This window comes from Microbacterium sp. (genome assembly GCF_031178445.1).
GTDB lineage: Bacteria > Actinomycetota > Actinomycetes > Actinomycetales > Microbacteriaceae > Microbacterium.
On the sequence record NZ_JAPSIY010000008.1, the window covers coordinates 54,816 to 81,533 of the forward strand.

Sequence of the window (26,718 nt, forward strand, 5' to 3'; positions counted from 1 at the left end):
GCGCTCGCCCCGCGGTGTCGTCACGCGTCTGCGAGGAGCGCGGACATCGCCATCGTGCTCAGCAGCTGAGCGGTCTGCGCTCGGGAGCGCAGGGCGGCTCGGGTGCTGTGCGGCGTGGAATTGATCAGACCGAAGCACGCCTGCACGCGCAGCCTCAGTTCGTCGCGCTCCGCCTCTCGGATGCCGCTGAGCGCATCGATCCACAGGTCGATGTAGGCGCGCTGCAGTCGACGAACCTCCATCTGCGCGCCGGGGGAGAGGTGTGCCAGATCGCGATCCTGCACGCGGATCACCTCGGCATTGCCCAGTGCGAAATCCACATGGAAGTCGACCAGCGCCTGCATCCGCTGCAGTGGAGTCGATGTCGCGGCGGCCTCCGCAGCGCCGCCGGAGACCAGCCGTTCGCTCACGCCGATGAGCAGGGCGTCGAGCAGCGCGTGCTTTCCGTCGAAGTGACGGTAGACGGCCGGCCCTGATACGCCGACTGCGGCGCCGATGTCCTCGAGGCTGACGCCCGAGTAACCGCGGGTCGCGAAGAGCCGAGCCGCCGAGGACAGGATGGCGTCGGTGCGCTCGGCCTTCGCTCGATCGCGGGCGGTGACGGGCGTTGTCATTTCGGTTAATCCTCGCTAACCTGAATCGTCGGGTTAATGAACCCTAACTGAGGTGGCGGTCGCGCCACCAGCCCTGTGTGAGTCGAGGAGGACGCACCATGTCCGCGGACCAGCAGACGCTCGCCGAAGAGCTGCGTGAGCGGCTTGCAGAGACCTCTCTCGGGGGACCTGAACGCTCGCGTGATCGGCACGTGTCCAGGGGGAAGCTGCTGCCGCGCGAGCGGGTCGATCGGCTGCTCGACGAGGGCAGTCCCTTCATCGAGATCGCTCCGCTCGCCGCCCACGGTCTGTACGGGGGAGAGGCCCCGGCCGCCGGGGTCATCGCCGGCATCGGCCTGGTGCACGGCAGACATGTGATGGTCGTCTGCAACGACCCGACGGTCAAGGGCGGGACGTACTTCCCGCTCACGGTCAAGAAACACCTCCGCGCCCAGGAAGTCGCCCTCGAGAACCGTCTGCCATGCCTCTACCTGGTCGACTCGGGCGGAGCGTTCCTGCCCATGCAGGACGAGGTCTTCCCGGATCGCGACCACTTCGGACGGATCTTCTTCAACCAGGCGCGCATGTCGGCAGAGGGGATCCCGCAGCTCGCAGCCGTGCTCGGATCGTGCACGGCCGGGGGCGCCTATGTGCCCGCCATGAGCGATCAGACCGTCATCGTGCGCAACCAGGGGACGATCTTCCTCGGGGGCCCGCCCCTGGTGAAGGCCGCGATCGGCGAGGTCGTCACCGCGGAGGAGCTCGGCGGCGGCGAGCTGCACGCCCGGCGCTCCGGCGTCGCCGACCACCTCGCCGAAGATGATGAGCACGCACTTGAGATCCTGCGTGACATCGTCGCGACGCTGCCCCGCCCCGCCGCTCCGGCATGGGACGTCGTACCGTCTCGTGGGCCGGCGGACGGCACCAGCCTGTACGACGTCGTACCCGTCGACGTGAACGCGGCCTACGACGTCCACGAGGTGATCGTGCGCCTGGTGGATGCAGACAGCTTCAAGGAGTTCAAGCCGGAGTACGGCACCACGTTGGTGACCGGCTTCGCGGTGCTGCACGGTCACCCGGTCGGCATCGTCGCGAACAATGGCGTCCTGTTCAGCGAATCCGCGCTCAAGGGAGCGCATTTCATCGAGCTCTGCGATCAGCGCGGCATCCCGCTGCTGTTCCTGCAGAACATCACCGGCTTCATGGTGGGCAGCGACGCCGAGGCGGGCGGCATCGCCAAGGACGGCGCAAAGATGGTGACCGCGGTCGCGACGACCCGTGTTCCCAAGCTCACGGTGATCATCGGCGGTTCGTTCGGAGCGGGAAACTACTCCATGTGCGGGCGGGCGTACTCGCCGCGGTTCCTGTGGAGCTGGCCCGCCAGCCGCATCTCGGTCATGGGGGGTCAGCAGGCGGCGTCCGTCCTCGCCACGGTCAAGGAGGACCAGCTCACGGCGTCGGGCGCATCCTGGTCGGCCGACGAGCGCGCGGACTTCGAATCCCCGATCCGCGCGCAGTACGAGGCGCAGGGCGAGCCGTACTACGCCACCGCCCGACTCTGGGACGACGGGATCATCGACCCGGACCAGACCCGCGATCTGCTCGGCCTCGCGCTCGACGTCGTCTCCCGCAGCCCATTGCCCGAGCCTCGCTTCGGCCTCTTCCGGATGTGATCATGCCACCGACGATCGACCACCACGCTTCCGGCGGTTTCGACACCGTCCTCATCGCGAACCGCGGTGAGATCGCCCGCCGCGTCATCCGCACGCTGCGCGAACTCGGCATCCGAAGTGTCGCCGTGTTCAGCGACGCCGATGCCGACGCGCCGCATGTGCGCGAGGCGGACGAGGCCGTACGGATCGGTGCGGCGCCGGCATCCGAGTCCTACCTGCGCGTGGACGCCATCATCGACGCGGCGCGGGCGACGGGCGCTCAGGCGATCCACCCCGGATACGGCTTCCTGTCCGAGAGCGTCGCACTCGCGCAGGCCTGTCGGGACTCCGGCATCGTCTTCGTCGGCCCCGACGCACGCGCTCTCGAGATCATGGGGGACAAGGCCAGGGCCAGAGAGCATGTGTCGCAGCACGGCGTGCCCGTGGTACCGGGCTTCAGCGCCGACGGCCTCGGCGACGAGGAGATCCGTCGCCGCGCCGACGAGGTCGGCTATCCGCTGCTCGTGAAGCCGAGCGCCGGCGGCGGCGGCAAGGGCATGGAGATCGTGCGCGACGGTGCCGGACTGGCGCCGGCGCTGGCAGCCGCCAGACGAGTCGCCATCGCCGCCTTCGGCGACGACTCGATGGTGCTCGAGCGGCTGATCCGCCGTCCCAGGCACATCGAGGTGCAGGTCTTCGGAGACCGCCACGGCTCTGTGCAGGCCCTTGGCGAGCGCGAGTGCACCCTCCAGCGCCGGCATCAGAAGGTGATCGAGGAGGCACCGGCAGCGCATCTGACCGACACGGTGCGTCAGCGCCTCATGGACGCGGCCGTGGCCGCCGCACGGAGCGTCGACTACGTCGGCGCCGGAACCGTCGAGTTCCTGATAGACGCGGATGCCGTTGACGAGGTGTTCTTCATCGAGATGAACACCCGGCTACAGGTGGAGCATCCGGTCACCGAGGAGGTCACGGGGCGCGACCTGGTCGCCATGCAGCTCGCCGTGGCAGCGGGCGAGGCACTGCCCCCGCCGGCCCCGGTGAGCGGTCACGCGATCGAGGCCAGGGTCTACGCGGAGTCGCCGGAGCGGGGCTTTCTTCCCTCCACCGGGCGCGTCCTGCTTTTCGACGCTCCACGCGGGGTTCGCGTAGACGCGGCAGTGGAGACCGGATCCGAGGTGAGCGGGTTCTACGACCCGATGATCGCGAAGGTCATCGCGTTCGGTGCCGATCGTGCGACCGCACTGCGCCGGCTCGACGCGGCTCTCGCTCGCACCGTGGTACTGGGCGTGGAGACGAACATCGCCTTCCTGCGCGCGCTCTCCCGTCATGAGCGCGTAGTCGCAGGGGACCTCGACACCGGCCTGATCGAGACCATGCTGCCGCTCGCACCGCAGAAGCCGAGCGAGCGGATGCTGGCGGCGGCTGCCACCATGACCACGGAACCGCGAGCAGGTGCCGGCGACATCTGGCACGCTCTGCCCGGGTGGCGGCTCGGCGTGCCGGCGCCCGCGGCGCCTACGGTGTTCCTCACCGACGAGGATGAGCCCGTGGAGGTCACTGTGCACGCTCAGGGGCACGCCGCCGCGGCAGCGGTCGACGCGGACGGGGCGATCTGGGTGGCCGATGGCGGCGACACGAGACGTCTGCGCCGGCTCACCCGACGCGCACGGCTCGAACGTCGTCTGGCGCAGAGCGCCCCAGCAGGAGTCACCCGCGAACCAGAGGGCCGCGCACCCATGCCCGGCGCGATCGTCGCCGTGCACGTCACCGACGGAGCGAGGGTGCAGGCGGGTGACCCGCTCGTCTCGATCGAGGCGATGAAGATGGAGCATCCGGTGCTCGCGCCGCAGTCCGGCACGGTGCACCTGCTGGTCGCACTCGGCGATCAGGTGCGGCGCGACCAGCCGGTCGCCCGTGTGAGCGAAGAGGAGACAGCATGACGTACGACCTCAATGACGAGGAGCGCGAGCTCGCCACGATGGTGCGCGACTTCGCGGATCAGGTGGTCGCCCCGCAGGCGTACGAGGCTGACCGCACCCACACCCTGAACCTCGACGTCGTGCGGCAGATGGGCGAGCTCGGCCTGTTCGGATTGCCGTTCCCCGAGGACCACGGCGGTCAGGGCGGCGACTACTTCGCGCTCGGACTCGCGATCGAGGGGATAGCGCGCGTCGACCAGTCGCTCGCCATCACCCTGGAGGCTGGGGTCAGCCTCGGCGCCATGCCGATCCACCGATTCGGCAGCGAGGAGCAGAAGCGCGAGTATCTGCCCGGTCTGCTGGCGGGCGAGCAGCTCGCCGGGTTCGGGCTCACCGAGCCAGAGGCGGGAAGCGACGCGGGTGCCACCAGGACGACGGCCCGCCTGGATGGCGAGGAGTGGGTGATCGACGGCAGCAAGCAGTTCATCACGAACTCCGGAACGGCGATCACCCGGTTCGTCACGGTCACGGCGGTGACCGGAGAGCGCGACGGACGCAAGGAGATCTCCACCATCATCGTGCCCAACGGCACACCCGGCTTCACTGTGGAAGCCGCCTACGACAAGGTCGGCTGGAACGCGTCGGACACGCATCCGCTCACCTTCCAGGGCGCGCGCGTTCCGGCGGCGAACCTGGTCGGCGAACGGGGGAGCGGGTTCAGGAACTTCCTCAGCATCCTCGATGAGGGGCGCATCGCGATCGCAGCGCTGGCGACGGGGGCGGCGGAGGGCTGCCTGGAGGCGGCGGTGGACTACGCCAACAAGCGCACCGTGTTCGGAGCCGCCCTCAGCACCCGCCAGAACGCGCAGTTCACTCTCGCCCGAATGCGAGCGAGGGTGCACTCGGCGCGACTCGCGTGGCATCACGCGGCGCGTCTTCACGATGCGGGCAAGCCGTTCGCCGAGGAGGCCGCGATCGCGAAGCTCGTCTCGGGAGAAGCGGCGATGGACAACGCCCGCGACGCGACGCAGATCTTCGGCGGAAACGGCTTCATGAACGAGTATCCGGTCGCCAGACATTACCGCGATTCCAAGATCCTCGAGATCGGGGAGGGGACGACAGAGGTGCAGCTGCTCGTCATCGCCCGCGCGCTGGGGCTGGCGGGTTAGGGGGCGGGGATGACCGACATCGTGCAGCGGGGCCTGTACTACGAGGAGTTCGAGCTCGGGGCCCGATACCTCCACCGGCCGGGCCGGACCGCCACCGAAGCCGACAACGTGCTGTTCACGACCCTCACGATGAACACGCAGGGTCTGCATCTCGACGCGGCGCACTCCGAGACGCAGCAGCCCTTCGGACAGCGACTGATGAACTCGATGTGGACTCTGTCGACCATGGTCGGTGCGTCGGTCGCCCAGCTCACGCAGGGCACGCTCGTGGCGCAGCTCGGGCTCGGCGACATCTCCTTCCCGCATCCGCTCTTCCACGGCGACACGCTCTACACCGAGAGCGTGATCACCGCTAAGCGTCTCTCCTCGTCCCGTCCCGGTCAGGGCGTGTGCACCATCGCGCACACCGGTCGCAACCAGGAGGGCATGGTGGTTGCGACCGCCAGCCGCACCGTGCTCGTGCGCTGCACCCCGAAGGGGGACTGATGGTGTTCGACCTCGGCCCCGCCCTGCTCTTCTGCCCCGCCGACCGCCCGGAGCGCTTCGCCGGGGCTCTCGCGAAGTCGGATGCGGTCATCCTCGACCTCGAGGATGCGGTGCTGCCGCAGGCCAAGGCTATGGCGCGTGAGAACATCGTCGCGGCTGACGGACTCGACCCCGACCGCGTGATCGTGCGGGTCAACGATCCGGCTTCCGCGGAGTTCACCGCGGATCTGGAGGCGCTCAGCGAGTCGCCGTTCCGCACCGTCATGGTCGCGAAGACCCAGAGCCCGTCATCGCTGGACGCGTTCGCCACCGACTACTCGGTGATCGCGCTGTGTGAGACCGCAGCCGGCGTGCTCAACGCAGGGCCCATCGCCGCGCACCCGCGTACCGTGGCGCTGATGTGGGGTGCGGAGGATCTCGTCGCCTCTCTCGGCGGCATGAGCAGCCGGTTCCCTGACGGCCGCTATCGCGATGTGGCCAGGCACGCGCGATCCACTGTGCTCGTCGCGGCGGCCGCTCATGGCAGGGCGGCTGTGGACGCTGTGCATCTCGACATCGAGGATGCCGAGGGTCTCGCCCTAGAGGCAGCCGATGCGGCTGCGTCGGGTTTCCGCGCGACGGCGTGCATCCACCCGAAGCAGGTCGCCGTGATCCGCGACGCCTACCGACCGGACCCGGCCACCGTCGACTGGGCGCGGGCTGTGCTGGCCGCAGCCCAATCCGAACGCGGGGTCTTCCGATTCGAGGGACGGATGGTCGACGAACCGGTGCTCCGCCACGCCCGTGCAGTGCTCGCGCGATCCTGATCGGGCCTTCTGTCGTCAGGCCGGTTCCCTCGTCGCCGCCACGACGTCGGCGGCAGCAGCCGTCACCACCTGGAGCGGCGTCTCGTCGAGCAGGCGCAGAGTCCCCCGTTCTGCGACGAAGCGGTGCACGGAACCGTTGCGCAGAACGTCGCCCTCACGGGGAAGGGTTCCTCCCGATACGTGCAGGAGCAGAGCGCGGATGACCCCGCCGTGACTGACCACCACCAGGGACTCGGCGCGGGGCGCGGACCGGCGCCTCGACGCGCGGACGATGCGGTCGAGCGAGTCCAGCGCGCGATCGCGCACCTGGGCCAGGGTCTCCGCGCCGGGAACCTCCGCGTGCCAGTCGCCGTAGCGCGCCAGATAGTCGGCGACGAGCATTCCTTCGCCTTCCCCGAACTCCCGCTCGCGCAGACCCCGCGTGATCGCGGGCGCCGCGAGGCCGAGCTGACCGGCGATGATCTGCGCCGTCTCCTGCGCGCGCACCAGCGGGCTCGCGTAGATCGCGTCGGGCTTCAGTGCGCTGAGAGCGGACGCGGCGGCGTGCGCGTCGGCGCGGCCCGTCTCGTTCAGCGGGATGTCGGTCGTCCCCTGGATGCGACGCTCCAGGTTCCAATCGGTCTGGCCATGGCGCACGAGGGTGAGGAGGGTCACCTCTCGACCCTAACCGTCAGGAACTGAGCAGTCGCTGCGCGATGCCTTCGAGCACGGGGCTCGTGCCGCCTGCGATGACGGCGTTCGCCCATGTGTCGGCGCGTGTGGGCTCGCGATTGACTATCACGATCGGGATCCCGCGACGGCGGGCGCGTTCGATCACGCGGATGCCGGAGTTCACCATGAGCGAGGTGCCTGCGACCAGCAGCGCGTCCGACGAGTGCAGCACCGATTCCGCCGCTCGGAAGCGCGCGGCCGGCACGAACTCGCCGAAGAAGACCACCTCGGGTTTCAGCATCCCGCCGCAGACCGTGCACGGAGGGATCACGAATCCCTCTGAACTCTCGGGCGTGACGTCCCCGTCGGGGTTGAGCTCGATGCGCTCGGGCCGCGTGACCCATGGGTTGAGACTCTCGAGGCGCTCGGCGACGGCACGCCGGTCGAACACCTGACCGCAGTCCAGGCACAGCACGCGGTGCATCGTGCCATGGATCTCGACGACGCGCGTGCTCCCGGCCCGCAGGTGCAGACCGTCGACGTTCTGGGTGACGACGCCGCTCACGAGGCCCGCGCGCTCCAGGCGGGCGAGAGCGATGTGACCCTGATTCGGGTCGGGCGAGGTGAAGGCACGCCAGCCCAGGTGTCCGCCGAGCCAGTATCGACGCCGAGCCGCCTCATCGGCGAGATATGTCTGAATGGTCATCGGGTTCGCGCGGGTGCGTGCGCCCGCTCCGCGGTAGGCAGGGATGCCGGAGTCGGTCGAGATACCGGCTCCGGTGAGCACGGCCGTGCGTCGGCCGCGCAGCAGATCCGTCGCGTGGGTGATGGCCGCGCTCAGCTGCTCGAGCTCGGTCTCGTCGTCTGCACGGTCGGTGGCCTGCACGGTGATCAGGATATGCCCGTGCCGGGCGGCGCGGGCCGTCGCACCTGCGAGAGTGGACGCATGAACCCTGTGCGCATCGCTGATCCCGCCGATCCCCGGCTCGACGATTACCGCTCCCTCACCGATGTCGCGCTCCGCCGTGCGCGTGAGCCGCAGGGCGGGCTGTACATGGCCGAGTCGGCGAAGGTGATCGGCAGGGCCGTCGCAGCGGGTCACCGCCCGCGGTCCGTGCTGACGCAGGAGAAGTGGCTGCGCGCGGTGTCCGAAGCGCTCGGCGAGACCGACCCTCCCGTGTACGTCGTCGACGAGGCACTGGCGGAGCGGGTGACCGGGATCGCGATCCATCGCGGTCCGATGGCGGCGATGCATCGTCCGGCCGAGCCGTCGCTGGCCGAAGTCGTGCGCGACGCGCGGCTGGTGCTCGTGCTCGAGGACATCGTCGATCACACCAACGTCGGGGCCGCCTTCCGGGCCGCCGCAGGGCTGGGCGCCGACGCGGTGCTCGTGACCCCCCGCTGCGGCGACCCGCTCTATCGCCGCAGCGTACGCGTCAGCATGGGCACAGTGTTCCAGGTGCCGTGGACGCGGATCGGCGAGTGGTCCGCCGCCGCCGCCGAGCTGCATGCGCACGGCTTCGAGCTCGCCGCCCTGGCGCTGGATGACGGCGCGGTGGCTCTGGACGCGTACGCGGCCGGTCGTCCACCCCGGGTCGCGCTGATGATGGGCACGGAAGGCGACGGCCTGTCCCGCGCCGCGCTAGACGCCGCCGACAGTGTCGTCACCATACCGATGGCGGGTGGAGTCGATTCCCTCAACGTGGCGTCCGCAGCCGCGGTCGCGCTCTGGGCGATGACCAGGGGCTGACGGGGCGAGGTCAAACCTCGATGTCGCGGATGCGCACCGGCCGGGGCTCAGGACGCTTCGCCTGCACGTTGTCGCCCGAGGACTGATGGCGGAGCCGGCGCAGCACCCATGGAACAAGATGCTCCCGCGCCCATCCGATGTCACCCGCCCTGGCTTCTCGCCAGTTGCGCACGGGAACGGGGTCGGGCTGCATCGCCTGCAGCTCGTTCGGCACGTTGAGGGCGCGCAGCACCATGCGTGCCACCTCGTGATGGCCGAGCGCGTTGTAGTGCAGGCGGTCGTCGTCGAAGAAGCGCGGATCCTGGACCACCTTCAGCGACCACTGATCGGCGACGATGCAATCGTGCCGCTCGGCGATGGCGCGCACGTTCTCGTTGTAGATCGCGACCTTGCCCCTGAAGGGACGGAACACCGGCGTGAATCCCGTGTCGATACCTGTGAAGAGCACCACGGCCGCGCCGGTCGATGACAGTCGCGCGACGGCGTCCTCCAGCAGCGTTGCGATGTCGTCGGGGTCGGTGCCGGGTCGGATCACGTCGTTGCCGCCCGCGCAGATGGAGATCAGGTCGGGGTTGAGGGCGACCGCCGGCTCGACCTGATCGCGTACGATCTGCGCGATCAGCTTGCCGCGCACGGCCAGATTGGCGTAGGCGAAGTCGTCGACGTCCTCCGCGAGCACCTCGGCCACGCGGTCGGCCCAGCCGCGGTGTCTGCCCGGCACGGCGGGGTCGGGATCGCCGATGCCCTCCGTGAACGAATCTCCGAGAGCGACGAAACGACGCCACGGATGCGGCCCCTCGTTCGGCACGTACGGCGTTCGGGACGTTTCCTGATCGACCATCGGGTTCTCCTTCGGCATCCGGCATCCGGCATCCGGCGCGCGAGGTGCTGCCTCGCGCGCCGGGTGAGAGCCTACCGGGATGGCTCCCCGGCGTGCAGGGCAGCGTCGGCGGGCTGGATTATCGTTGATGCGATGCTCTCTCCGTCCTTCCCTCAGCGCGCTCCGTGGGGTACCGCGAGCAAGCTCAGGGCATGGCAGCAGGAGGCGCTCTGCGTTGAGATGAAAACTATTCTCACGTGATCACCGCTAAGCGTCTCTCCTCGTCCCGTCCCGGTCAGGGCGTGTGCACCATCGCGCACACCGGTCGCAACCAGGAGGGCATGGTGGTTGCGACCGCCAGCCGCACCGTGCTCGTGCGCTGCACCCCGAAGGGGGACTGATGGTGTTCGACCTCGGCCCCGCCCTGCTCTTCTGCCCCGCCGACCGCCCGGAGCGCTTCGCCGGGGCTCTCGCGAAGTCGGATGCGGTCATCCTCGACCTCGAGGATGCGGTGCTGCCGCAGGCCAAGGCTATGGCGCGTGAGAACATCGTCGCGGCTGACGGACTCGACCCCGACCGCGTGATCGTGCGGGTCAACGATCCGGCTTCCGCGGAGTTCACCGCGGATCTGGAGGCGCTCAGCGAGTCGCCGTTCCGCACCGTCATGGTCGCGAAGACCCAGAGCCCGTCATCGCTGGACGCGTTCGCCACCGACTACTCGGTGATCGCGCTGTGTGAGACCGCAGCCGGCGTGCTCAACGCAGGGCCCATCGCCGCGCACCCGCGTACCGTGGCGCTGATGTGGGGTGCGGAGGATCTCGTCGCCTCTCTCGGCGGCATGAGCAGCCGGTTCCCTGACGGCCGCTATCGCGATGTGGCCAGGCACGCGCGATCCACTGTGCTCGTCGCGGCGGCCGCTCATGGCAGGGCGGCTGTGGACGCTGTGCATCTCGACATCGAGGATGCCGAGGGTCTCGCCCTAGAGGCAGCCGATGCGGCTGCGTCGGGTTTCCGCGCGACGGCGTGCATCCACCCGAAGCAGGTCGCCGTGATCCGCGACGCCTACCGACCGGACCCGGCCACCGTCGACTGGGCGCGGGCTGTGCTGGCCGCAGCCCAATCCGAACGCGGGGTCTTCCGATTCGAGGGACGGATGGTCGACGAACCGGTGCTCCGCCACGCCCGTGCAGTGCTCGCGCGATCCTGATCGGGCCTTCTGTCGTCAGGCCGGTTCCCTCGTCGCCGCCACGACGTCGGCGGCAGCAGCCGTCACCACCTGGAGCGGCGTCTCGTCGAGCAGGCGCAGAGTCCCCCGTTCTGCGACGAAGCGGTGCACGGAACCGTTGCGCAGAACGTCGCCCTCACGGGGAAGGGTTCCTCCCGATACGTGCAGGAGCAGAGCGCGGATGACCCCGCCGTGACTGACCACCACCAGGGACTCGGCGCGGGGCGCGGACCGGCGCCTCGACGCGCGGACGATGCGGTCGAGCGAGTCCAGCGCGCGATCGCGCACCTGGGCCAGGGTCTCCGCGCCGGGAACCTCCGCGTGCCAGTCGCCGTAGCGCGCCAGATAGTCGGCGACGAGCATTCCTTCGCCTTCCCCGAACTCCCGCTCGCGCAGACCCCGCGTGATCGCGGGCGCCGCGAGGCCGAGCTGACCGGCGATGATCTGCGCCGTCTCCTGCGCGCGCACCAGCGGGCTCGCGTAGATCGCGTCGGGCTTCAGTGCGCTGAGAGCGGACGCGGCGGCGTGCGCGTCGGCGCGGCCCGTCTCGTTCAGCGGGATGTCGGTCGTCCCCTGGATGCGACGCTCCAGGTTCCAATCGGTCTGGCCATGGCGCACGAGGGTGAGGAGGGTCACCTCTCGACCCTAACCGTCAGGAACTGAGCAGTCGCTGCGCGATGCCTTCGAGCACGGGGCTCGTGCCGCCTGCGATGACGGCGTTCGCCCATGTGTCGGCGCGTGTGGGCTCGCGATTGACTATCACGATCGGGATCCCGCGACGGCGGGCGCGTTCGATCACGCGGATGCCGGAGTTCACCATGAGCGAGGTGCCTGCGACCAGCAGCGCGTCCGACGAGTGCAGCACCGATTCCGCCGCTCGGAAGCGCGCGGCCGGCACGAACTCGCCGAAGAAGACCACCTCGGGTTTCAGCATCCCGCCGCAGACCGTGCACGGAGGGATCACGAATCCCTCTGAACTCTCGGGCGTGACGTCCCCGTCGGGGTTGAGCTCGATGCGCTCGGGCCGCGTGACCCATGGGTTGAGACTCTCGAGGCGCTCGGCGACGGCACGCCGGTCGAACACCTGACCGCAGTCCAGGCACAGCACGCGGTGCATCGTGCCATGGATCTCGACGACGCGCGTGCTCCCGGCCCGCAGGTGCAGACCGTCGACGTTCTGGGTGACGACGCCGCTCACGAGGCCCGCGCGCTCCAGGCGGGCGAGAGCGATGTGACCCTGATTCGGGTCGGGCGAGGTGAAGGCACGCCAGCCCAGGTGTCCGCCGAGCCAGTATCGACGCCGAGCCGCCTCATCGGCGAGATATGTCTGAATGGTCATCGGGTTCGCGCGGGTGCGTGCGCCCGCTCCGCGGTAGGCAGGGATGCCGGAGTCGGTCGAGATACCGGCTCCGGTGAGCACGGCCGTGCGTCGGCCGCGCAGCAGATCCGTCGCGTGGGTGATGGCCGCGCTCAGCTGCTCGAGCTCGGTCTCGTCGTCTGCACGGTCGGTGGCCTGCACGGTGATCAGGATATGCCCGTGCCGGGCGGCGCGGGCCGTCGCACCTGCGAGAGTGGACGCATGAACCCTGTGCGCATCGCTGATCCCGCCGATCCCCGGCTCGACGATTACCGCTCCCTCACCGATGTCGCGCTCCGCCGTGCGCGTGAGCCGCAGGGCGGGCTGTACATGGCCGAGTCGGCGAAGGTGATCGGCAGGGCCGTCGCAGCGGGTCACCGCCCGCGGTCCGTGCTGACGCAGGAGAAGTGGCTGCGCGCGGTGTCCGAAGCGCTCGGCGAGACCGACCCTCCCGTGTACGTCGTCGACGAGGCACTGGCGGAGCGGGTGACCGGGATCGCGATCCATCGCGGTCCGATGGCGGCGATGCATCGTCCGGCCGAGCCGTCGCTGGCCGAAGTCGTGCGCGACGCGCGGCTGGTGCTCGTGCTCGAGGACATCGTCGATCACACCAACGTCGGGGCCGCCTTCCGGGCCGCCGCAGGGCTGGGCGCCGACGCGGTGCTCGTGACCCCCCGCTGCGGCGACCCGCTCTATCGCCGCAGCGTACGCGTCAGCATGGGCACAGTGTTCCAGGTGCCGTGGACGCGGATCGGCGAGTGGTCCGCCGCCGCCGCCGAGCTGCATGCGCACGGCTTCGAGCTCGCCGCCCTGGCGCTGGATGACGGCGCGGTGGCTCTGGACGCGTACGCGGCCGGTCGTCCACCCCGGGTCGCGCTGATGATGGGCACGGAAGGCGACGGCCTGTCCCGCGCCGCGCTAGACGCCGCCGACAGTGTCGTCACCATACCGATGGCGGGTGGAGTCGATTCCCTCAACGTGGCGTCCGCAGCCGCGGTCGCGCTCTGGGCGATGACCAGGGGCTGACGGGGCGAGGTCAAACCTCGATGTCGCGGATGCGCACCGGCCGGGGCTCAGGACGCTTCGCCTGCACGTTGTCGCCCGAGGACTGATGGCGGAGCCGGCGCAGCACCCATGGAACAAGATGCTCCCGCGCCCATCCGATGTCACCCGCCCTGGCTTCTCGCCAGTTGCGCACGGGAACGGGGTCGGGCTGCATCGCCTGCAGCTCGTTCGGCACGTTGAGGGCGCGCAGCACCATGCGTGCCACCTCGTGATGGCCGAGCGCGTTGTAGTGCAGGCGGTCGTCGTCGAAGAAGCGCGGATCCTGGACCACCTTCAGCGACCACTGATCGGCGACGATGCAATCGTGCCGCTCGGCGATGGCGCGCACGTTCTCGTTGTAGATCGCGACCTTGCCCCTGAAGGGACGGAACACCGGCGTGAATCCCGTGTCGATACCTGTGAAGAGCACCACGGCCGCGCCGGTCGATGACAGTCGCGCGACGGCGTCCTCCAGCAGCGTTGCGATGTCGTCGGGGTCGGTGCCGGGTCGGATCACGTCGTTGCCGCCCGCGCAGATGGAGATCAGGTCGGGGTTGAGGGCGACCGCCGGCTCGACCTGATCGCGTACGATCTGCGCGATCAGCTTGCCGCGCACGGCCAGATTGGCGTAGGCGAAGTCGTCGACGTCCTCCGCGAGCACCTCGGCCACGCGGTCGGCCCAGCCGCGGTGTCTGCCCGGCACGGCGGGGTCGGGATCGCCGATGCCCTCCGTGAACGAATCTCCGAGAGCGACGAAACGACGCCACGGATGCGGCCCCTCGTTCGGCACGTACGGCGTTCGGGACGTTTCCTGATCGACCATCGGGTTCTCCTTCGGCATCCGGCATCCGGCATCCGGCGCGCGAGGTGCTGCCTCGCGCGCCGGGTGAGAGCCTACCGGGATGGCTCCCCGGCGTGCAGGGCAGCGTCGGCGGGCTGGATTATCGTTGATGCGATGCTCTCTCCGTCCTTCCCTCAGCGCGCTCCGTGGGGTACCGCGAGCAAGCTCAGGGCATGGCAGCAGGAGGCGCTCGACGAGTACTTCGCCGCCGACAAGAGGGACTTCCTCGTGGCCGCGACCCCCGGTGCGGGGAAGACGACGTTCGCGCTGACGCTCGCCGTCGAGCTGCTCAAGGCCGGCGAGGTGAACCGGGTCATCGTGGTGGCGCCGACCGAGCATCTCAAGACGCAGTGGGCGGATGCGGCCGCCCGGGTGCACATCCGGCTGGATCCGCGCTTCCGCAACAGCCACTGGGCGCCTGCCCGGCACTATCACGGGGTGGTCGTCACCTACGCGCAGGTCGCCGCGAAGTCGAGCGTTCATCGTCATCTCACCGAGGACGCCAGAACCCTCGTGATCCTCGACGAGGTTCACCACGGCGGCGACGCACTGAGCTGGGGCGACGCGATCCGCGACGCCTACGCCCCGGCACAGCGGCGGCTGCTGCTGTCGGGAACGCCGTTCCGCAGTGACACGGCGCCGATCCCGTTCGTGGAGTACCTGCCCGACGAATCCGGTGGGCGCGTGTCGAGCACCGACTACCGCTACGGGTACGGCCGTGCACTCGCCGACGGGGTCGTGCGGCCCGTGCTGTTCCACATGTACGCGGGGAAGATGCGGTGGCGCACCAGCGCCGGCGACGAGCTCGAAGCGCATCTTGGACAGGACAACACCAAGGACGTCACCTCCCAGGCCTGGCGGACCGCGCTGGATCCCGAGGGGGAGTGGATGCCGGCAGTGCTGTCGGCGGCCGACCGGCGTCTGAGCGAGATCCGCCAGCACGTGCCTGATGCCGGGGGGCTGGTGCTCGCCACCGACCAGACCGTGGCTCGCGCGTACGCGAAGATCCTGCACAGCCTGACGGGTGAGCAGCCGACCGTCGTGCTGTCCGACGACGCGGCGGCCTCAGAGCGCATCGAGAAGTTCAGCGCGAACGATCGCCGCTGGATGGTCGCCGTGCGCATGGTGTCGGAGGGCGTCGATGTCCCGCGGCTCGCCGTAGGCGTCTACGCGACGTCGTCTTCCACCCCGCTGTTCTTCGCGCAGGCGATCGGCCGCTTCGTGCGAGCTCGCCGGCGCGGCGAGGCCGCCAGCGTGTTCCTGCCGAACGTTCCCGTGCTGATGGGCCTCGCCAACGAGATGGAGCGTCAGCGCGACCATGCGCTCGACCGTCAGTCGAAGGACGACGATGGTCTCGACGACTCACTGCTCGAGAGCGCGAACCGGGAGGACGACGCCTCGGATGCGCTCACGCAGGAGTTCAGCTACCAGGCGATCTCCTCGCTCGCGCATTTCGACCGAGTGGTGTTCGAGGGTAAGGAGTTCGGGCAGCTGGCCGAACCGGGCACCCCCGAGGAGGAGGAGTTCATCGGCCTCCCCGGTCTGCTGGAGCCCGAGCACGTGCACGAGCTGCTGATGCAGCGTCAGGCGCGCCAGTCGCGGCTCCGCGAGGCGAGAGAGGCATCGACACCGCCGGAGGTGACGACCACGCTGCCCGCGCCGCTGCACCGGACCCTGCGCGAACAGCGACAGCTGCTCAACAGTCTCGTCGGCCTGTACGCGCGTCAGAGCGGCGAGCCCCACGGCGCCGTGCATGCGGAGCTGCGTCGTGTCTGCGGTGGCCCCGCCGTCGCGCAGGCGACGGTCACGCAACTGCAGTCGCGTATCGACGTGCTTCGCAAGCGCGTGCGCTCCTGACGCACCTTCTCGCGCCGAACGGGCTGGTCCTGCGCACCGTTCGGAAACCCGAAAACCTGTCAATCCCGGGCTGGATGCGATCGCGGCCGAGCGCGCTCGATAGCGTGAGTTGTCCCTACACGAGCTCGGAGGCTCCATGACCGCGCCCGAACAGTCCACCGCCGCCGACCGGAAGCGGTGGGCGAGGTACCTTGCCGAAGAACGAGCCGAAGGCGCCGTGTACTCGCGTCTCGCGGCCAGGCGCGACGGCGAGGAGCGGGAGATCCTGTTGTCGCTCGCCGAGGCCGAGAATCGCCATGAGCAGCACTGGCTCGACCTGCTCGGTGGTGAGCCCGCGCGGACGCCGAGCGCGGGACTGCGCTCGCGCATGCTGGGCTGGATGGCTGGACGCTTCGGCTCGATCTTCGTGCTCGCACTCGCGCAGAGCGCCGAGGCGCGCTCACCCTATGACGCCGAGAAGTACGCCACTCCCGCGATGCGGGCCGACGAGAAGGTGCACCACGAGGTCGTCAGAGGTCTCGCCGCGCGTGGCCGGCGGCGACTCTCGGGCTCGTTCCGGGCCGCGGTGTTCGGCGCGAACGACGGGCTCGTCTCCAACCTCGCCCTCGTGCTCGGCATCGGCGCCACCGGAGTCGCGCCGTCGTTCGTGCTGTTCAGCGGCGTCGCCGGGCTTCTCGCCGGGGCACTGTCGATGGGGGCAGGCGAGTTCGTCTCGGTGAGGTCCCAGCGCGAGCTGCTCACTGCGACCGAGGCGAACAACGATGCCGATGCGACTGCGGCCGATCTCGACATCGATGCCAACGAGCTCGCCCTCGTCTACCGTGCACGTGGGGTGGGCGAGGCCGAGGCGCTTGCCAGAGCGGAGCGAGTGCTGACGGCGGCACACGCCGGAGTGCGGCGCACGGCGACGGGGCCGATCGGCACCCACGCCGGGCATTCAGATCATGACATCGTCGGGAGCGACTGGACCGCGGCGGTGTCGAGCTTCCTGCTGTTCGCGTCAGGCGCGATCGTGCCAGTGCTGCCGTGGATCTTCGGATTGAGCGGTGCGACCGCGGTGATCGTCGCGCTCGTACTCGTCGGCGTCGCGCTGCTCACCACGGGTGCGATGGTCGGCATCCTGTCGGGCGGCCCGCCGCTGAAGCGTGCGCTGCGGCAACTCGCGATCGGTTTCGGTGCCGCTGCGATCACCTATGTGCTCGGACTGGTGTTCGGCGTGGGAGCGGTGTGATCCTTCTTCACGCGCCGCGGCCCTGACATCTTCGTTACGGAGATCGCGCCGGCAGTCAACCCCCCTCCCGAGATCGGGCGTGATGCGCATGACTGGACTCTCCATCCCCGAACAGCGAGGAGTTCAGAATGACTCGGATCATCGAGACCGTCGATGTGGATGTGCCCGTCACGGTGGCCTACAACCAGTGGACCCAGTTCGAGAGCTTTCCCCACTTCCTGGAGGAGGTCGTATCGATCACGCAGACCGACGAAACCCACACGCGCTGGGTGGTGAAGGTGGCGGGTGCGGAACGAGAGTTCGACGCCGAGATCACGGAGCAGCATCCCGATGAGAGGGTGGCGTGGAGAAGCATCGGGGGCGAGACGGCGCACGCGGGCGCTGTGACCTTCCACCGTCTCTCCGAGAACGAGACGCGCGTGACCGTGCAGATCGACTGGGAACCCGAGGGCCTCGCCGAAAAGCTCGGCGCTGCGATGGGAGTCGCGTCGCACGCGGTGAAGAAGGATCTCGAAAACTTCAAGGAGTTCATCGAGGGCCGCGGCTCGGCGACGGGTGCTTGGCGGGGTGACGTCGAGGCCTGACGGCGTCCCGGCCCCGCGGCTGTCCGTCGTCATCCCGGTACGCGATGATGCGATCCTGCTCGAGAGATGCCTGGAGGCGCTCAGCCGTCAGGCTCTTCCGCCCCACGAGGTGATCGTCGTCGACAACGCCTCCTCCGACGAGTCGGCGGCGATCGCCAGGGCGGCGGGAGCCCGCGTGGTCGGCTGCGCGATGCCTGGGATCCCGGCAGCGAGTGCGGCGGGGTACGACGCCGCCACGGGAGACCTGATCCTGCGGCTGGATGCCGACTGCATCCCCGCGCCGTCCTGGACCCGCGACGTCGACAGCGCCTTCCGCCGCGATCCCGAACTCGCCGCGGTCACGGGTGCGGCCACGTTCGTGGACGGGCCTCGAGCGCTGCGATCGGGTGGCGCACGACTCTATCTTGGTGCGTACCGGCTTCTCACAGCGACGGCGCTCGGTCATAGGGCGTTGTTCGGGTCGAACATGGCGATGCGAGCGGACACGTGGAACCGTGCCAGGGATGGCGTGCACCGATGCGACCCCGAGATCCATGACGATCTCGACCTGTCGTTCCATGTCGGCGAACTAGGCCGTGTCGGTTGGCTGCGCTCGGAGCCGATGGGGATCTCGAGCCGTCCGATGTGGAGCGCAGCCGCGTTCGCACGACGGGTGCGCCGGGGGATGCGGACGGTCGTCCTGCACTGGCCGGAGGATTTTCCGCCCCGCCGATGGAGACGGCTGGCCCGACGGCGCAGACGTGATCGCGGGACGGCGCCCGCAACGCGGCCATCCGGCAATGGCCGAGGGCCCGGATCCATTCGGATCCGGGCCCTCGGCCTTGCTGTGCGCGAGGGGGGACTTGAACCCCCACGCCCTATTCGGGCACTAGCACCTCAAGCTAGCGCGTCTACCTATTCCGCCACCCGCGCAGGTGATGAACAGTCGTTGCCGACCGAAGAATGACTTTAGCACGGACGACAGGGCGGCACGAACCGGCACGACGCCCGGGCGTGGCAGGCAGCTTCGATAGCCTGGAGCAATGACCGATTCCCCCCTGCCCGAAGTCGTCGAGATCGCACGCGACCTGATCCGCATCGACACCTCCAACTGGGGAGGCGGCAAGGCCAACGGGGAACGCGAAGCCGCCGAGTACGTCGGTGCCTACCTCGAACGACTGGGGCTGGAGCCCGATTACCACGAGCCGGTCCCTCGACGCACGAACGTGATGGCCCGAGTGCGGGGCCGCAATCCCGAGCGTCCAGCGCTGGTCGTCCACGGTCACCTCGACGTCGTACCCGCGGTGGCGGAGGACTGGAGCGTCGACCCGTTCGCCGGGGTGGTCAAGGACGGGCTGCTGTGGGGTCGCGGCGCTGTGGACATGAAGAACATGGACGCCATGATCCTCACCGCCGTCAGCGACATGCTGCGCGCGGGGGAGCAGCCCGAGCGCGACCTCATCGTCGCGTTCTTCGCCGATGAGGAGAACGGCGGCGTTGAAGGCTCCGCTCTCGTCGTCAAGGACAAGCCCGAGTGGTTCGCCGGCGCGACGGAGGCGATCAGCGAGGTCGGCGGGTACTCCATCACCGTCGATGATCGCAGGGCATATCTGCTCCAGGTGGGTGAGAAGGCGCTGATGTGGCTGCGCCTCGTCGCCAAGGGCCGCGCCGGGCACGGCAGCCGTTACCACGAGGACAACGCCGTGACGAGGCTCGCCGAGGCCGTGGCTGCCATCGGGCGCACCCGCTGGCCGATCCACCTCACTCCCACCACGCGCGCCCTGCTCGCTGGCCTGAGCGCGCTCACCGGCAGGCCTGTCGACGATCCGGATTCGCTGGCGGCCGCGTCCGGCCCCGCCGAGGCGTTCCTGCGCTCGACGTTCCGAACCACCGCCAACCCGACCGCGCTCACCGCCGGCTACAAGCACAACGTGATTCCCGAGACCGCCGAGGCTCTCATCGACGTGCGTGTCATCCCCGGTACCGAAGACGACGTGATCGCCGAGCTGCAGCGCATCGTCGGAGACGGCGTCGAGATCCAGACCGTCGTGCGCGACATCGGCATGGAGACGCCGTTCGAGGGCGATCTCGTCGATCAGATGGTCGCGGCGCTGGGCAGGCACGATCCCGGAGTTCCCGTGATCCCGTACCTGCTGGGCGCGGGAACCGACAACAAGGCGCTCGCATCGATCGGCATAACCGGCTACGGCTTCGCGCCTCTGCGGCTGCCGGCCGACCTGGACTTCACAGGAATGTTCCACGGAGTCGACGAGCGCGTGCCCGTAGAATCGCTTGTCTTCGGCCAGCGCGTGCTGGCCGATCTGCTGCGGTTCTGCTGACCGGCATCCGCCTGTGCGCGTCCTCCCGCGCCGACGTACCTCCCGAGAAAGCGACGCATGAACCTGCTCGAAGCACTCATCCTCGGCATCGTGCAGGGACTCACCGAGTTCCTGCCGATCTCCTCCAGCGCGCACCTGCGGATACTCGGCGCGTTCCTGCCCTCCGGCGAGGACCCGGGGGCCGCTTTCACAGCGATCACGCAGATCGGCACCGAGGCGGCCGTGGTCGTGTTCTTCTGGCGCGACATCGTGCGGATCATCGGGCGGTGGTTCCGCTCGCTGGCCGGCTCAGTACCCCGCAACGACCCCGACGTGCGCATGGGATGGCTGATCATCCTCGGCAGCATCCCGATCGTGGTGCTCGGGCTGGTGTTCCAGGACAGGATCGAGACCGTGCTCCGCTCGCTATGGCTCGTCGCGATCATGCTGATCGGTTTCGGCCTGCTGCTCGGCATCGCCGACTACGTGGGCGCCAAGAAGCGCAAGCTGAACGACCTGACCTACCCGCACGGCGTCGCGTTCGGGTTCGCGCAGTCACTCGCACTGGTGCCAGGCGTCTCGCGGTCCGGCGGCACCATCACGATGGGTCTCTTCCTCGGCTACGAACGCGCCGCCGCCGCGCGGTACGCGTTCCTGCTGGCGATCCCGGCGGTGTTCGGCAGCGGCTTCTACCAGCTGTTCAAGCACTGGGACGACCCCGAGCAGCACTTCACCCTGTTCGAGACGTTCGCCGCGACAGGGATCGCGTTCGTGGTGGCGCTCGGTGTGATCGCCTTCTTCATGAACTGGATATCGAAGCGCAGCTTCCTGCCCTTCGTCATCTACCGTGTGCTGCTGGGTGCGACGATCATCGTCCTGCTGTCGACGGGGGTCATCCCGGCGACGTGACGTCCCGCTCAGCGCTTCTCCGGCCCGTCGCCGCGACGGCGGAGGTAGCGCTCGAATGCCTGGGCGATCGCATCGCCGGAGGCGTCGGGGGAGTCCCACGTGTCTCGGGTGCGCTCGAGCTGGCGGATGTACTCGGTCATATCCTCGTCCTCGGCCGCGGCGGCATCGATAGACGCCTCCCACGCCGCGGCCTCGGTCCGCAGGTGCTCGCGCTCGGGGCCCACCCCGGTGAGCTCCTCGAGCCGGTCCAGCAGCGCCAGCGTCGCCTTGGGCGACGGGGCGGCGGTGGCGACGTAGTGCGGCACGCTCGCCCACAGGCTCGCCGTCGGGATGTCGACCCGCTCGGCGAAGTGCTCGAAGACGCTCAGGATGCCGACAGGTCCTTCGTATGTGGACTTCTCCAGCCCTTGCGTCTCGCGCAGACGCTCGTTCTGGCTCGAGGCGAACACCGAGATCGGTCGTGTGTGCGGCACGTCGGACAGCATCGCCCCTAGGGTGATGAATCCGGTGATGTCATCGCGCAGCGCGACATCGATGAACTCGTTCGCGAAGGCCTGCCAGGCACGTGCCGGCTCCGAGCCGGTCAGCAGCCAGATCTCGGTTCCGTCATGCGAAGGCGAAGGTCGCCACAGGGTCGCCTCCGGCCAGTGCAGCTCTCGCCGCCCGCTCGCATCCATCCTGCTCGCCGGTCGCGTGTACTGGTAGTCGAAGTACAGTTCGGGATCGACGCTGTGCACCCGGGTGTACTCCGCCGACGCGCGCAACGCGGCGATGGCGCCGCTGGCTGCTTCACCTGCGTCGTTCCAGCCGTCGAACGCGGCGACGATGATGCGAGAACCGAGAACGTCCACCGCTCTCCTTCCGATCGGTGCGGAGGTATCCCTCAAGGCTAGTCCTCGCGGGCCGGCAGGGCACGGACGCCCAGCTAGCATGGGTACGGTGATCAGACCCAGCGCAGTCCTGTGGGACATGGACGGTACCCTCGTCGACACCGAACCGTACTGGATGGCGGCCGAGACCGAGCTCGTCGCCTCCTACGGCGGCAACTGGACCCACGACGACGCTCTGCAGCTGGTCGGCAAGGGTCTGATCGACAGCGCCGAGATCCTGCGCGGTCGTGGCGTCGACATGCAGCCCGAGTCGATCGTGCAGCATCTGACCGACCAGGTCACCGCGCGGCTGCGGACCGATGGCGTGCCGTTCCGTCCCGGCGCACGCGCCCTGCTCGCCGACCTCAGGGAGAAGGGTGTGCCGACGGCCCTCGTGACGATGTCGATGCGCCGCATGGCGCTCGACGTCGTCGAGCTCATCGACTTCACCGCGTTCGACCTCGTCGTCGCCGGAGACGATGTGTCCCGCCCGAAGCCGTACGCGGACCCCTATCTGCAGGCGGCCGAGCAGCTCGGAATCGAGATCGCCGACGCCGTCGTTATCGAGGACTCTGTCACCGGCGTCACCGCAGGCGTCGCCTCCGGCGCCGTGACGCTGGGCGTGCCGCACATCCTCTCGCTCGAGGACTCCGGCGCTCACGAGCTGTGGCCGACCCTCGAGGGGCGAACCGCCTCCGACCTCCGCGACCTGCACGCACGCTTCACGATGGAGACCACGCGATGAGCACCAGCCGACCCAGCGGCCCCTTCCGTGAGGGAGACCGCGTTCAGCTCACCGGCCCGAAGGGGCGCCTGCACACCGTCACGCTCCGCGCCGACGGGGAGCTCCACACGCATCACGGAGTGCTGCGCCACCGCGATCTGATAGGGCAGGCGGACGGATCGGTCGTGACCAACAGCTCCGGGCACGACTATCTCGCCCTGCGTCCGCTTCTGCGCGACTTCGCCATGTCGATGCCGCGCGGAGCGGCGATCGTCTACCCGAAGGATGCCGCCCAGATCGTCATGCAGGCCGACATCTTCCCGGGAGCGACCGTGGTGGAGGCCGGCGTCGGCTCCGGTGCGCTGTCGCTCGCCCTCCTTCGGGCCATCGGTGCGGACGGCCGATTGGCCTCCTTCGAGCGTCGCGAGGACTTCGCGGAGGTCGCCAGGGCGAACGTCGAGACGTTCTTCGGCGAATCGCCTGCGACGTGGGAGGTCGTCGTCGGCGACCTCGCCGAGCAGCTGCCGAACCAGTTCGAGCCCGGCACGGTCGATCGCGTCGTGCTCGACATGCTTGCTCCCTGGGACTGCATCGACGTCGTCGCAGATGCGCTGACACCGGGCGGCGTGGTGATCTGCTACATCGCCACCGCGACCCAGCTCTCCCGCGTGGCCGAGTACATCCGGGGCACCGGGCTGTTCACCGAGCCCGATGCGTCGGAGACCATGGTCCGAGGGTGGCACGTCGAGGGTCTCGCCGTACGACCCGACCACCGCATGGTCGCCCACACGGGATTCCTGCTCACGGCCCGGCGGCTCGCACCGGGCGCCGTGCCCCCCGAGGTGCGCCGACGCGCCTCCAAGTCGAGCTACGGCGACGAGGATGTCGAACTCTGGACCCCCGGCGCCGTCGGCGATCGCGAGATCACGGACAAGAACCTGCGCAAGCGGGTGCGCGAGGCGCAGAAGGCCGCTTCTGGTGCACGCGTCGCGGCCGAGTCGCGCGAGCGGGAGCAGGCATCGGAATAGACTGGGGCGCGTGCGTAAAACGACCGCTGCCTTCTCCGCCATCGCCCTTGCCGCCTTCGCCCTGACCGGCTGCGCTGCAGCCCCAGGGAACGACGGCGCGGACTGCGCGCCGCGCGAGAGCTCGACCACGCTCGCGTCATCGGCGAAGGTCAGCGGCGACCTCGGCTCGCCGAAGCTCGACCTCGATCGTCCGGTTCGCACCTCCAAGCTGTCGTATGTCGACGCCATCGAGGGCGAAGGGCGCGCGGTCGCTGAAGAGACGCAGAGCGCGATCGTCACCCTGGCCCTCCACAACGGCGCGAGCGGCGAGGTCCTGCAGCAGGGCGTCGGGCTGTGGAGCCCCGAGAGCCTTTCGCAGCAGCTTCCCGGCGTGGGCGAGGTTCTGGAGTGCGTCACGGCCGGGAGCCGCGTCATCGCCTCGATTCCGGCTGCGAGCCTTCCGGAGGGCATGGCAGCGCAGGTCGGTCTTCAGCCCGGCGACAGCCTGGTCGGCGTGTTCGATGTGCACGACGTGCTGCACACCAGCGCGGAGGGCCGGGACGTTTTCAACGATGCGAGCGGTCTGCCCACAGTCGTCCGTGCAGCTGACGGTCGTCCCGGGGTCATCATCCCCGATGGCGACGCTCCCAAGGACGCGGTCATGCAGACGCTGATCGAGGGCGAAGGCGACGAGGTCGGCGACGCGGTTCCGCTGTTCAACTTCACGGCCGTGAGCTGGTCGGACCGCAGCGTGACCGCGTCGAACTGGGGAGAGAGCGTGTCGTCGAGCACGAGCGGCCTGCCCGAGCAGGTCGTCGAGGCTATGAAGAAGGCCGCCATCGGATCGCAGCTGCTCGTGGTCGTGCCCGGCGAGGACAGCGATGCCACCGCGTACGTCGTCGACGTCCTCGGCGTGATCCCGGAAGAGCTGACTCAGGGATGACAGCGGTTCGCATCCCCGCGGAGGAGCGCCTGACGAATCTCGTTGTGGCGCTGATGGCCACGGAGATCGGCCTCACCAAACAGCAGATCCTCGACAACGTCTCGGGGTACCGTCAGCGCGCGGAGGCCGGCGCGAAGTCGGACGCGCTCGAGAAGATGTTCGAGCGCGACAAGGACGAGCTCCGTGCGCTCGGCATCCCCGTCGAGACGATCGGCGATCCGACCGATCCGCAGGATCTCCGCGAGGCCCGCTACCGCATCCCGCTCGCCGAGTACGACCTTCCCGCCGACATCGAGTTCACTGCGGCAGAGCTGGCCGTGCTGCGGCTCGCCGGAAGCGTCTGGAGCGCTGGATCGGTGTCGACGGATGCGCAGTCCGGCGTGCGCAAGATCCGCGCGCTCGGCATCGACGGCGATGAGCAGATCATCGGCTTCGCACCGCGCATCACCGCGAGGGACGCCGCGTTCCCCGCGCTGCAGGCCGGCATCGAGAGGTGCAGGGTCGTGGTGTTCGACTACCTCAAGCCGGGGGAGGCCGCGCCCACCCGTCGCCGCATCCGACCGCTCGCACTCGTCGAGTATGAAGCGCGCTGGCATGTCTATGGTTTCGACCTGGATGCCGACGCCGACCGCACCTTCCTGCTGAGCCGGGTCGTCAGCGACGTGAAGGTCACGGGACAGACCTTCGACGCGGCGCTGCGCGATGGCGCAGCGGAGAGGGCTCTCGCCGGGCTGAAGGCGGTGGCCGAGTCGCAGCAGGCTCTTCTCGAGGTCACGCCCGGCACGGAAGCGGCGTTGCGCCTGGGGCGCAAGGCGACCCCTGCGAGACAGGGCATCCATGTCCCATATGTCGATCGACACATCTTCGCCGATGAGCTCGCTTCGTACGGCCCTGAGGTGCGTGTGGTCGAGCCCGCCGACCTGAGGGATGCCGTCATCGAGCGGCTCCAAGCCATCGCCGCACGTCATTCCGATGAGGGGGGTCCCGCATGAGCCGGTCCAGTCAGCCGCTGCTCGCAGCGGACCGCGTCCGCCTTTATCTCACTCTCGTGCCCTACCTGATCGAGCGCGGTCAGGTGACGCTCGACGAGGCTGCCGCCGACTTCGACGTGTCCCCGGCCGAGATGCGGTCGATGGTCGAGAAGCTGACCGTGATCGGCCTGCCCGGCGACTCGGGGTACTGGCAGCTGCCGCAGGAGATGTTCGACATCGACTGGGATCTGCTCGACGAGCATGACGTCATCGAGATCACCAACGACGTCGCGCTTCGTCGCGTGCCCCGATTCACGGCCCGAGAAGCGGCGGCTCTGCTCGCAGGCCTCCAGATAGTCGCCTCTGTTCCCGCAGTGTCGGAGTCCGGCCTGGTCTCGGGGCTGATGGCCAAGCTCTCCAAGGGTTCCGCCGACGCCCCGCCCGATCTCGTGGTCGCCCCCGTCGCGGTGAGCGAGGTTCAGACCGTCGTCTCCCGCGCGCTGCACGAAGGCGTCGCCGTGTGCTTCACCTATCAGGCGCCGGACGCAGAGCCCACGACCCGCACCGTGGATCCGATGCAGATCCTCATCACGAACGGTCAGTGGTACCTGCAGGGCTGGTGCCATCTGCGTCAGGCGATGCGCACTTTCCACCTCGACAGGGTGAGCGATCCGAAGCTGACGGACATCGCCATCACCCATCGTGACGTGGCGGTGCCGGAGGCGTTCGGTCAGGATGCCGCCGCGGGTGAGGTCACCGTGCGACTGCCCGAGCGCCTGAGCGCTCTGCTGGACGGGTTCACGCGTGAAGAGGTCTCGCGCACGGACGGCTGCCTCACCGTGCGACTGCGCATGGCGGACCCTCGTGGGATCAAACGCATCGCCGCTCGATTCGGGGGAGCCCTCGAGGTGGTGGACCCGGGTATCGGGCGGGCCGCCACACGCGAATGGGCCGAAGCGGGGCTCGCGCTTTACCGTGCGTCCTCCGCCGCCGTTGTGTAGGTAGACTGA

Annotated in this window: 26 protein-coding genes, 1 tRNA gene and 2 pseudogenes; 20 read left to right on the forward strand and 9 right to left on the reverse strand. The window is 69.2% G+C overall.

Going from position 1 to position 26,718, the window contains the following annotated elements; all coding sequences use genetic code 11:
- Nucleotides 1-20: 20 nt before the first annotated feature.
- On the reverse strand, nt 21-614 hold the full coding sequence (locus RIN43_RS12125; protein WP_309129186.1) for a TetR/AcrR family transcriptional regulator: 594 nt from the start codon (nt 612-614) through the stop codon (nt 21-23).
- Between the two features lie 98 nt (nt 615-712).
- Between RIN43_RS12125 and RIN43_RS12130 the strand changes: the two genes are divergently transcribed.
- The 5 genes from RIN43_RS12130 to RIN43_RS12150 are packed head-to-tail and all read left to right on the forward strand — an operon-like array spanning nt 713 to nt 6,628.
- Nucleotides 713-2,266: a carboxyl transferase domain-containing protein gene (locus tag RIN43_RS12130; RefSeq protein ID WP_309129187.1), complete on the forward strand. Its 1,554-nt coding sequence runs from the start codon at nt 713-715 to the stop codon at nt 2,264-2,266.
- Nucleotides 2,267-2,268: 2 nt separating this feature from the next.
- Entirely contained in the window at nt 2,269-4,188 is a 1,920-nt protein-coding gene (locus RIN43_RS12135; protein ID WP_309129188.1) for a biotin carboxylase N-terminal domain-containing protein, read from the forward strand.
- On the forward strand, nt 4,185-5,336 hold the full coding sequence (locus tag RIN43_RS12140; RefSeq protein WP_309129189.1) for an acyl-CoA dehydrogenase family protein: 1,152 nt from the start codon (nt 4,185-4,187) through the stop codon (nt 5,334-5,336). The genes RIN43_RS12135 and RIN43_RS12140 overlap by 4 nt, the downstream gene beginning before the upstream one ends.
- 9 nt (nt 5,337-5,345) lie before the next feature.
- Nucleotides 5,346-5,822, forward strand: a complete 477-nt coding sequence (locus RIN43_RS12145; RefSeq protein WP_309129190.1) for a MaoC family dehydratase — start codon at nt 5,346-5,348, stop codon at nt 5,820-5,822.
- Nucleotides 5,822-6,628: a CoA ester lyase gene (locus RIN43_RS12150; RefSeq protein ID WP_309129191.1), complete on the forward strand. Its 807-nt coding sequence runs from the start codon at nt 5,822-5,824 to the stop codon at nt 6,626-6,628. The genes RIN43_RS12145 and RIN43_RS12150 overlap by 1 nt, the downstream gene beginning before the upstream one ends.
- 15 nt (nt 6,629-6,643) lie before the next feature.
- Here the strand turns inward: RIN43_RS12150 and RIN43_RS12155 are convergent, their stop codons facing one another.
- Together RIN43_RS12155 and RIN43_RS12160 are read right to left on the reverse strand one after the other, a co-directional pair.
- Nucleotides 6,644-7,282 (reverse strand): histidine phosphatase family protein, encoded by a 639-nt coding sequence (locus tag RIN43_RS12155; protein ID WP_309129192.1) that lies wholly within the window; start codon nt 7,280-7,282, stop codon nt 6,644-6,646.
- A gap of 16 nt (nt 7,283-7,298) precedes the next feature.
- On the reverse strand, nt 7,299-8,165 hold the full coding sequence (locus RIN43_RS12160) for a Sir2 family NAD-dependent protein deacetylase (RefSeq protein WP_375163745.1): 867 nt from the start codon (nt 8,163-8,165) through the stop codon (nt 7,299-7,301).
- A 60-nt stretch (nt 8,166-8,225) separates the two neighbouring features.
- On the opposite strand from RIN43_RS12160, the gene RIN43_RS12165 reads away from it, so the two are divergent.
- Nucleotides 8,226-9,029: an RNA methyltransferase gene (locus RIN43_RS12165; protein WP_309129193.1), complete on the forward strand. Its 804-nt coding sequence runs from the start codon at nt 8,226-8,228 to the stop codon at nt 9,027-9,029.
- 10 nt (nt 9,030-9,039) lie between these two features.
- On the opposite strand, the gene RIN43_RS12170 is transcribed toward RIN43_RS12165, so the two are convergent.
- Nucleotides 9,040-9,870 (reverse strand): SGNH/GDSL hydrolase family protein, encoded by an 831-nt coding sequence (locus RIN43_RS12170; protein WP_309129194.1) that lies wholly within the window; start codon nt 9,868-9,870, stop codon nt 9,040-9,042.
- Nucleotides 9,871-10,106: 236 nt separating this feature from the next.
- Between RIN43_RS12170 and RIN43_RS12175 the strand changes: the two are divergent.
- Both RIN43_RS12175 and RIN43_RS12180 read left to right on the forward strand, forming a co-directional pair.
- Nucleotides 10,107-10,250 (forward strand): annotated as a pseudogene (locus RIN43_RS12175) (MaoC family dehydratase); the annotation flags it as partial.
- Entirely contained in the window at nt 10,250-11,056 is an 807-nt protein-coding gene (locus tag RIN43_RS12180; protein WP_309129191.1) for a CoA ester lyase, read from the forward strand. The pseudogene RIN43_RS12175 and the gene RIN43_RS12180, both read left to right, overlap by 1 nt.
- Nucleotides 11,057-11,071: 15 nt before the next feature.
- Here the strand turns inward: RIN43_RS12180 and RIN43_RS12185 are convergent, their stop codons facing one another.
- Together RIN43_RS12185 and RIN43_RS12190 are read right to left on the reverse strand one after the other, a co-directional pair.
- Entirely contained in the window at nt 11,072-11,710 is a 639-nt protein-coding gene (locus tag RIN43_RS12185; protein WP_309129192.1) for a histidine phosphatase family protein, read from the reverse strand.
- A 16-nt stretch (nt 11,711-11,726) separates the two neighbouring features.
- Nucleotides 11,727-12,593: a Sir2 family NAD-dependent protein deacetylase gene (locus RIN43_RS12190; RefSeq protein WP_375163745.1), complete on the reverse strand. Its 867-nt coding sequence runs from the start codon at nt 12,591-12,593 to the stop codon at nt 11,727-11,729.
- A gap of 60 nt (nt 12,594-12,653) precedes the next feature.
- Between RIN43_RS12190 and RIN43_RS12195 the strand changes: the two genes are divergently transcribed.
- On the forward strand, nt 12,654-13,457 hold the full coding sequence (locus RIN43_RS12195) for an RNA methyltransferase (RefSeq protein ID WP_309129193.1): 804 nt from the start codon (nt 12,654-12,656) through the stop codon (nt 13,455-13,457).
- A 10-nt stretch (nt 13,458-13,467) separates the two neighbouring features.
- Here RIN43_RS12195 and RIN43_RS12200 read toward each other — a convergent pair whose 3' ends face one another.
- The gene (locus RIN43_RS12200; RefSeq protein WP_309129194.1) at nt 13,468-14,298 is read right to left on the reverse strand and encodes an SGNH/GDSL hydrolase family protein; all 831 of its coding nucleotides are present in this window, start codon (nt 14,296-14,298) and stop codon (nt 13,468-13,470) included.
- 132 nt (nt 14,299-14,430) lie between these two features.
- Here RIN43_RS12200 and RIN43_RS12205 point away from each other — a divergent pair, with 132 nt between their 5' ends.
- The 4 genes and pseudogenes from RIN43_RS12205 to RIN43_RS12220 form a co-directional block, all read left to right on the forward strand.
- Nucleotides 14,431-16,173, forward strand: coding sequence for a DEAD/DEAH box helicase (locus RIN43_RS12205; RefSeq protein ID WP_309129195.1), 1,743 nt, complete (start codon nt 14,431-14,433; stop codon nt 16,171-16,173).
- A 136-nt stretch (nt 16,174-16,309) separates the two neighbouring features.
- Nucleotides 16,310-17,404 carry a VIT1/CCC1 family protein gene (locus tag RIN43_RS12210; protein ID WP_309129196.1) on the forward strand — a complete coding sequence of 365 codons (1,095 nt, stop codon included), beginning with the start codon at nt 16,310-16,312 and terminating at the stop codon, nt 17,402-17,404.
- A 128-nt stretch (nt 17,405-17,532) separates the two neighbouring features.
- On the forward strand, nt 17,533-17,988 hold the full coding sequence (locus RIN43_RS12215) for an SRPBCC family protein (protein WP_309129197.1): 456 nt from the start codon (nt 17,533-17,535) through the stop codon (nt 17,986-17,988).
- Nucleotides 17,972-18,502 (forward strand): annotated as a pseudogene (locus RIN43_RS12220) (glycosyltransferase family A protein); the annotation flags it as partial. The gene RIN43_RS12215 and the pseudogene RIN43_RS12220, both read left to right, overlap by 17 nt.
- Nucleotides 18,503-18,815: 313 nt before the next feature.
- Here the strand turns inward: RIN43_RS12220 and RIN43_RS12225 are convergent.
- A tRNA-Leu gene (locus tag RIN43_RS12225) sits at nt 18,816-18,900 on the reverse strand.
- Between the two features lie 110 nt (nt 18,901-19,010).
- Here RIN43_RS12225 and RIN43_RS12230 point away from each other — a divergent pair.
- Both RIN43_RS12230 and RIN43_RS12235 read left to right on the forward strand, forming a co-directional pair.
- Nucleotides 19,011-20,306: a M20/M25/M40 family metallo-hydrolase gene (locus RIN43_RS12230; protein WP_309129198.1), complete on the forward strand. Its 1,296-nt coding sequence runs from the start codon at nt 19,011-19,013 to the stop codon at nt 20,304-20,306.
- Nucleotides 20,307-20,363: 57 nt separating this feature from the next.
- Nucleotides 20,364-21,194 carry an undecaprenyl-diphosphate phosphatase gene (locus tag RIN43_RS12235; RefSeq protein WP_309129199.1) on the forward strand — a complete coding sequence of 277 codons (831 nt, stop codon included), beginning with the start codon at nt 20,364-20,366 and terminating at the stop codon, nt 21,192-21,194.
- An 8-nt stretch (nt 21,195-21,202) separates the two neighbouring features.
- Here the strand turns inward: RIN43_RS12235 and RIN43_RS12240 are convergent, their stop codons facing one another.
- Nucleotides 21,203-22,045, reverse strand: coding sequence for a PAC2 family protein (locus tag RIN43_RS12240; RefSeq protein WP_309129200.1), 843 nt, complete (start codon nt 22,043-22,045; stop codon nt 21,203-21,205).
- A 79-nt stretch (nt 22,046-22,124) separates the two neighbouring features.
- Here RIN43_RS12240 and RIN43_RS12245 point away from each other — a divergent pair, with 79 nt between their 5' ends.
- The 5 genes from RIN43_RS12245 to RIN43_RS12265 are packed head-to-tail and all read left to right on the forward strand — an operon-like array spanning nt 22,125 to nt 26,709.
- Nucleotides 22,125-22,808 carry an HAD family phosphatase gene (locus tag RIN43_RS12245; RefSeq protein ID WP_309129201.1) on the forward strand — a complete coding sequence of 228 codons (684 nt, stop codon included), beginning with the start codon at nt 22,125-22,127 and terminating at the stop codon, nt 22,806-22,808.
- Nucleotides 22,805-23,815, forward strand: coding sequence for a tRNA (adenine-N1)-methyltransferase (locus RIN43_RS12250; protein ID WP_309129202.1), 1,011 nt, complete (start codon nt 22,805-22,807; stop codon nt 23,813-23,815). Before RIN43_RS12245 ends, RIN43_RS12250 begins: the two co-directional genes overlap by 4 nt.
- Before the next feature lie 10 nt (nt 23,816-23,825).
- Nucleotides 23,826-24,737 carry a hypothetical protein gene (locus tag RIN43_RS12255; RefSeq protein WP_309129203.1) on the forward strand — a complete coding sequence of 304 codons (912 nt, stop codon included), beginning with the start codon at nt 23,826-23,828 and terminating at the stop codon, nt 24,735-24,737.
- Nucleotides 24,734-25,729: a WYL domain-containing protein gene (locus RIN43_RS12260; protein WP_309129204.1), complete on the forward strand. Its 996-nt coding sequence runs from the start codon at nt 24,734-24,736 to the stop codon at nt 25,727-25,729. The genes RIN43_RS12255 and RIN43_RS12260 overlap by 4 nt, the downstream gene beginning before the upstream one ends.
- Nucleotides 25,726-26,709 (forward strand): WYL domain-containing protein, encoded by a 984-nt coding sequence (locus RIN43_RS12265; RefSeq protein ID WP_309129205.1) that lies wholly within the window; start codon nt 25,726-25,728, stop codon nt 26,707-26,709. The genes RIN43_RS12260 and RIN43_RS12265 overlap by 4 nt, the downstream gene beginning before the upstream one ends.
- Nucleotides 26,710-26,718: the final 9 nt, after the last annotated feature.

Excerpts from the sequence above, each read along its gene's own strand:
- RIN43_RS12125 (WP_309129186.1), bottom strand. The coding sequence starts at position 614 with ATGACAACGCCCGTCACCGCCCGCGATCGAGCGAAGGCCGAGCGCACC.
- RIN43_RS12130 (WP_309129187.1), top strand. The coding sequence starts at position 713 with ATGTCCGCGGACCAGCAGACGCTCGCCGAAGAGCTGCGTGAGCGGCTT.
- RIN43_RS12135 (WP_309129188.1), top strand. The coding sequence starts at position 2,269 with ATGCCACCGACGATCGACCACCACGCTTCCGGCGGTTTCGACACCGTC.
- RIN43_RS12140 (WP_309129189.1), top strand. The coding sequence starts at position 4,185 with ATGACGTACGACCTCAATGACGAGGAGCGCGAGCTCGCCACGATGGTG.
- RIN43_RS12145 (WP_309129190.1), top strand. The coding sequence starts at position 5,346 with ATGACCGACATCGTGCAGCGGGGCCTGTACTACGAGGAGTTCGAGCTC.
- RIN43_RS12150 (WP_309129191.1), top strand. The coding sequence starts at position 5,822 with ATGGTGTTCGACCTCGGCCCCGCCCTGCTCTTCTGCCCCGCCGACCGC.
- RIN43_RS12165 (WP_309129193.1), top strand. The coding sequence starts at position 8,226 with ATGAACCCTGTGCGCATCGCTGATCCCGCCGATCCCCGGCTCGACGAT.
- RIN43_RS12170 (WP_309129194.1), bottom strand. The coding sequence starts at position 9,870 with ATGGTCGATCAGGAAACGTCCCGAACGCCGTACGTGCCGAACGAGGGG.
- RIN43_RS12180 (WP_309129191.1), top strand. The coding sequence starts at position 10,250 with ATGGTGTTCGACCTCGGCCCCGCCCTGCTCTTCTGCCCCGCCGACCGC.
- RIN43_RS12195 (WP_309129193.1), top strand. The coding sequence starts at position 12,654 with ATGAACCCTGTGCGCATCGCTGATCCCGCCGATCCCCGGCTCGACGAT.
- RIN43_RS12200 (WP_309129194.1), bottom strand. The coding sequence starts at position 14,298 with ATGGTCGATCAGGAAACGTCCCGAACGCCGTACGTGCCGAACGAGGGG.
- RIN43_RS12205 (WP_309129195.1), top strand. The coding sequence starts at position 14,431 with ATGCTCTCTCCGTCCTTCCCTCAGCGCGCTCCGTGGGGTACCGCGAGC.
- RIN43_RS12210 (WP_309129196.1), top strand. The coding sequence starts at position 16,310 with ATGACCGCGCCCGAACAGTCCACCGCCGCCGACCGGAAGCGGTGGGCG.
- RIN43_RS12215 (WP_309129197.1), top strand. The coding sequence starts at position 17,533 with ATGACTCGGATCATCGAGACCGTCGATGTGGATGTGCCCGTCACGGTG.
- RIN43_RS12230 (WP_309129198.1), top strand. The coding sequence starts at position 19,011 with ATGACCGATTCCCCCCTGCCCGAAGTCGTCGAGATCGCACGCGACCTG.
- RIN43_RS12235 (WP_309129199.1), top strand. The coding sequence starts at position 20,364 with ATGAACCTGCTCGAAGCACTCATCCTCGGCATCGTGCAGGGACTCACC.
- RIN43_RS12245 (WP_309129201.1), top strand. The coding sequence starts at position 22,125 with ATGGGTACGGTGATCAGACCCAGCGCAGTCCTGTGGGACATGGACGGT.
- RIN43_RS12250 (WP_309129202.1), top strand. The coding sequence starts at position 22,805 with ATGAGCACCAGCCGACCCAGCGGCCCCTTCCGTGAGGGAGACCGCGTT.
- RIN43_RS12260 (WP_309129204.1), top strand. The coding sequence starts at position 24,734 with ATGACAGCGGTTCGCATCCCCGCGGAGGAGCGCCTGACGAATCTCGTT.
- RIN43_RS12265 (WP_309129205.1), top strand. The coding sequence starts at position 25,726 with ATGAGCCGGTCCAGTCAGCCGCTGCTCGCAGCGGACCGCGTCCGCCTT.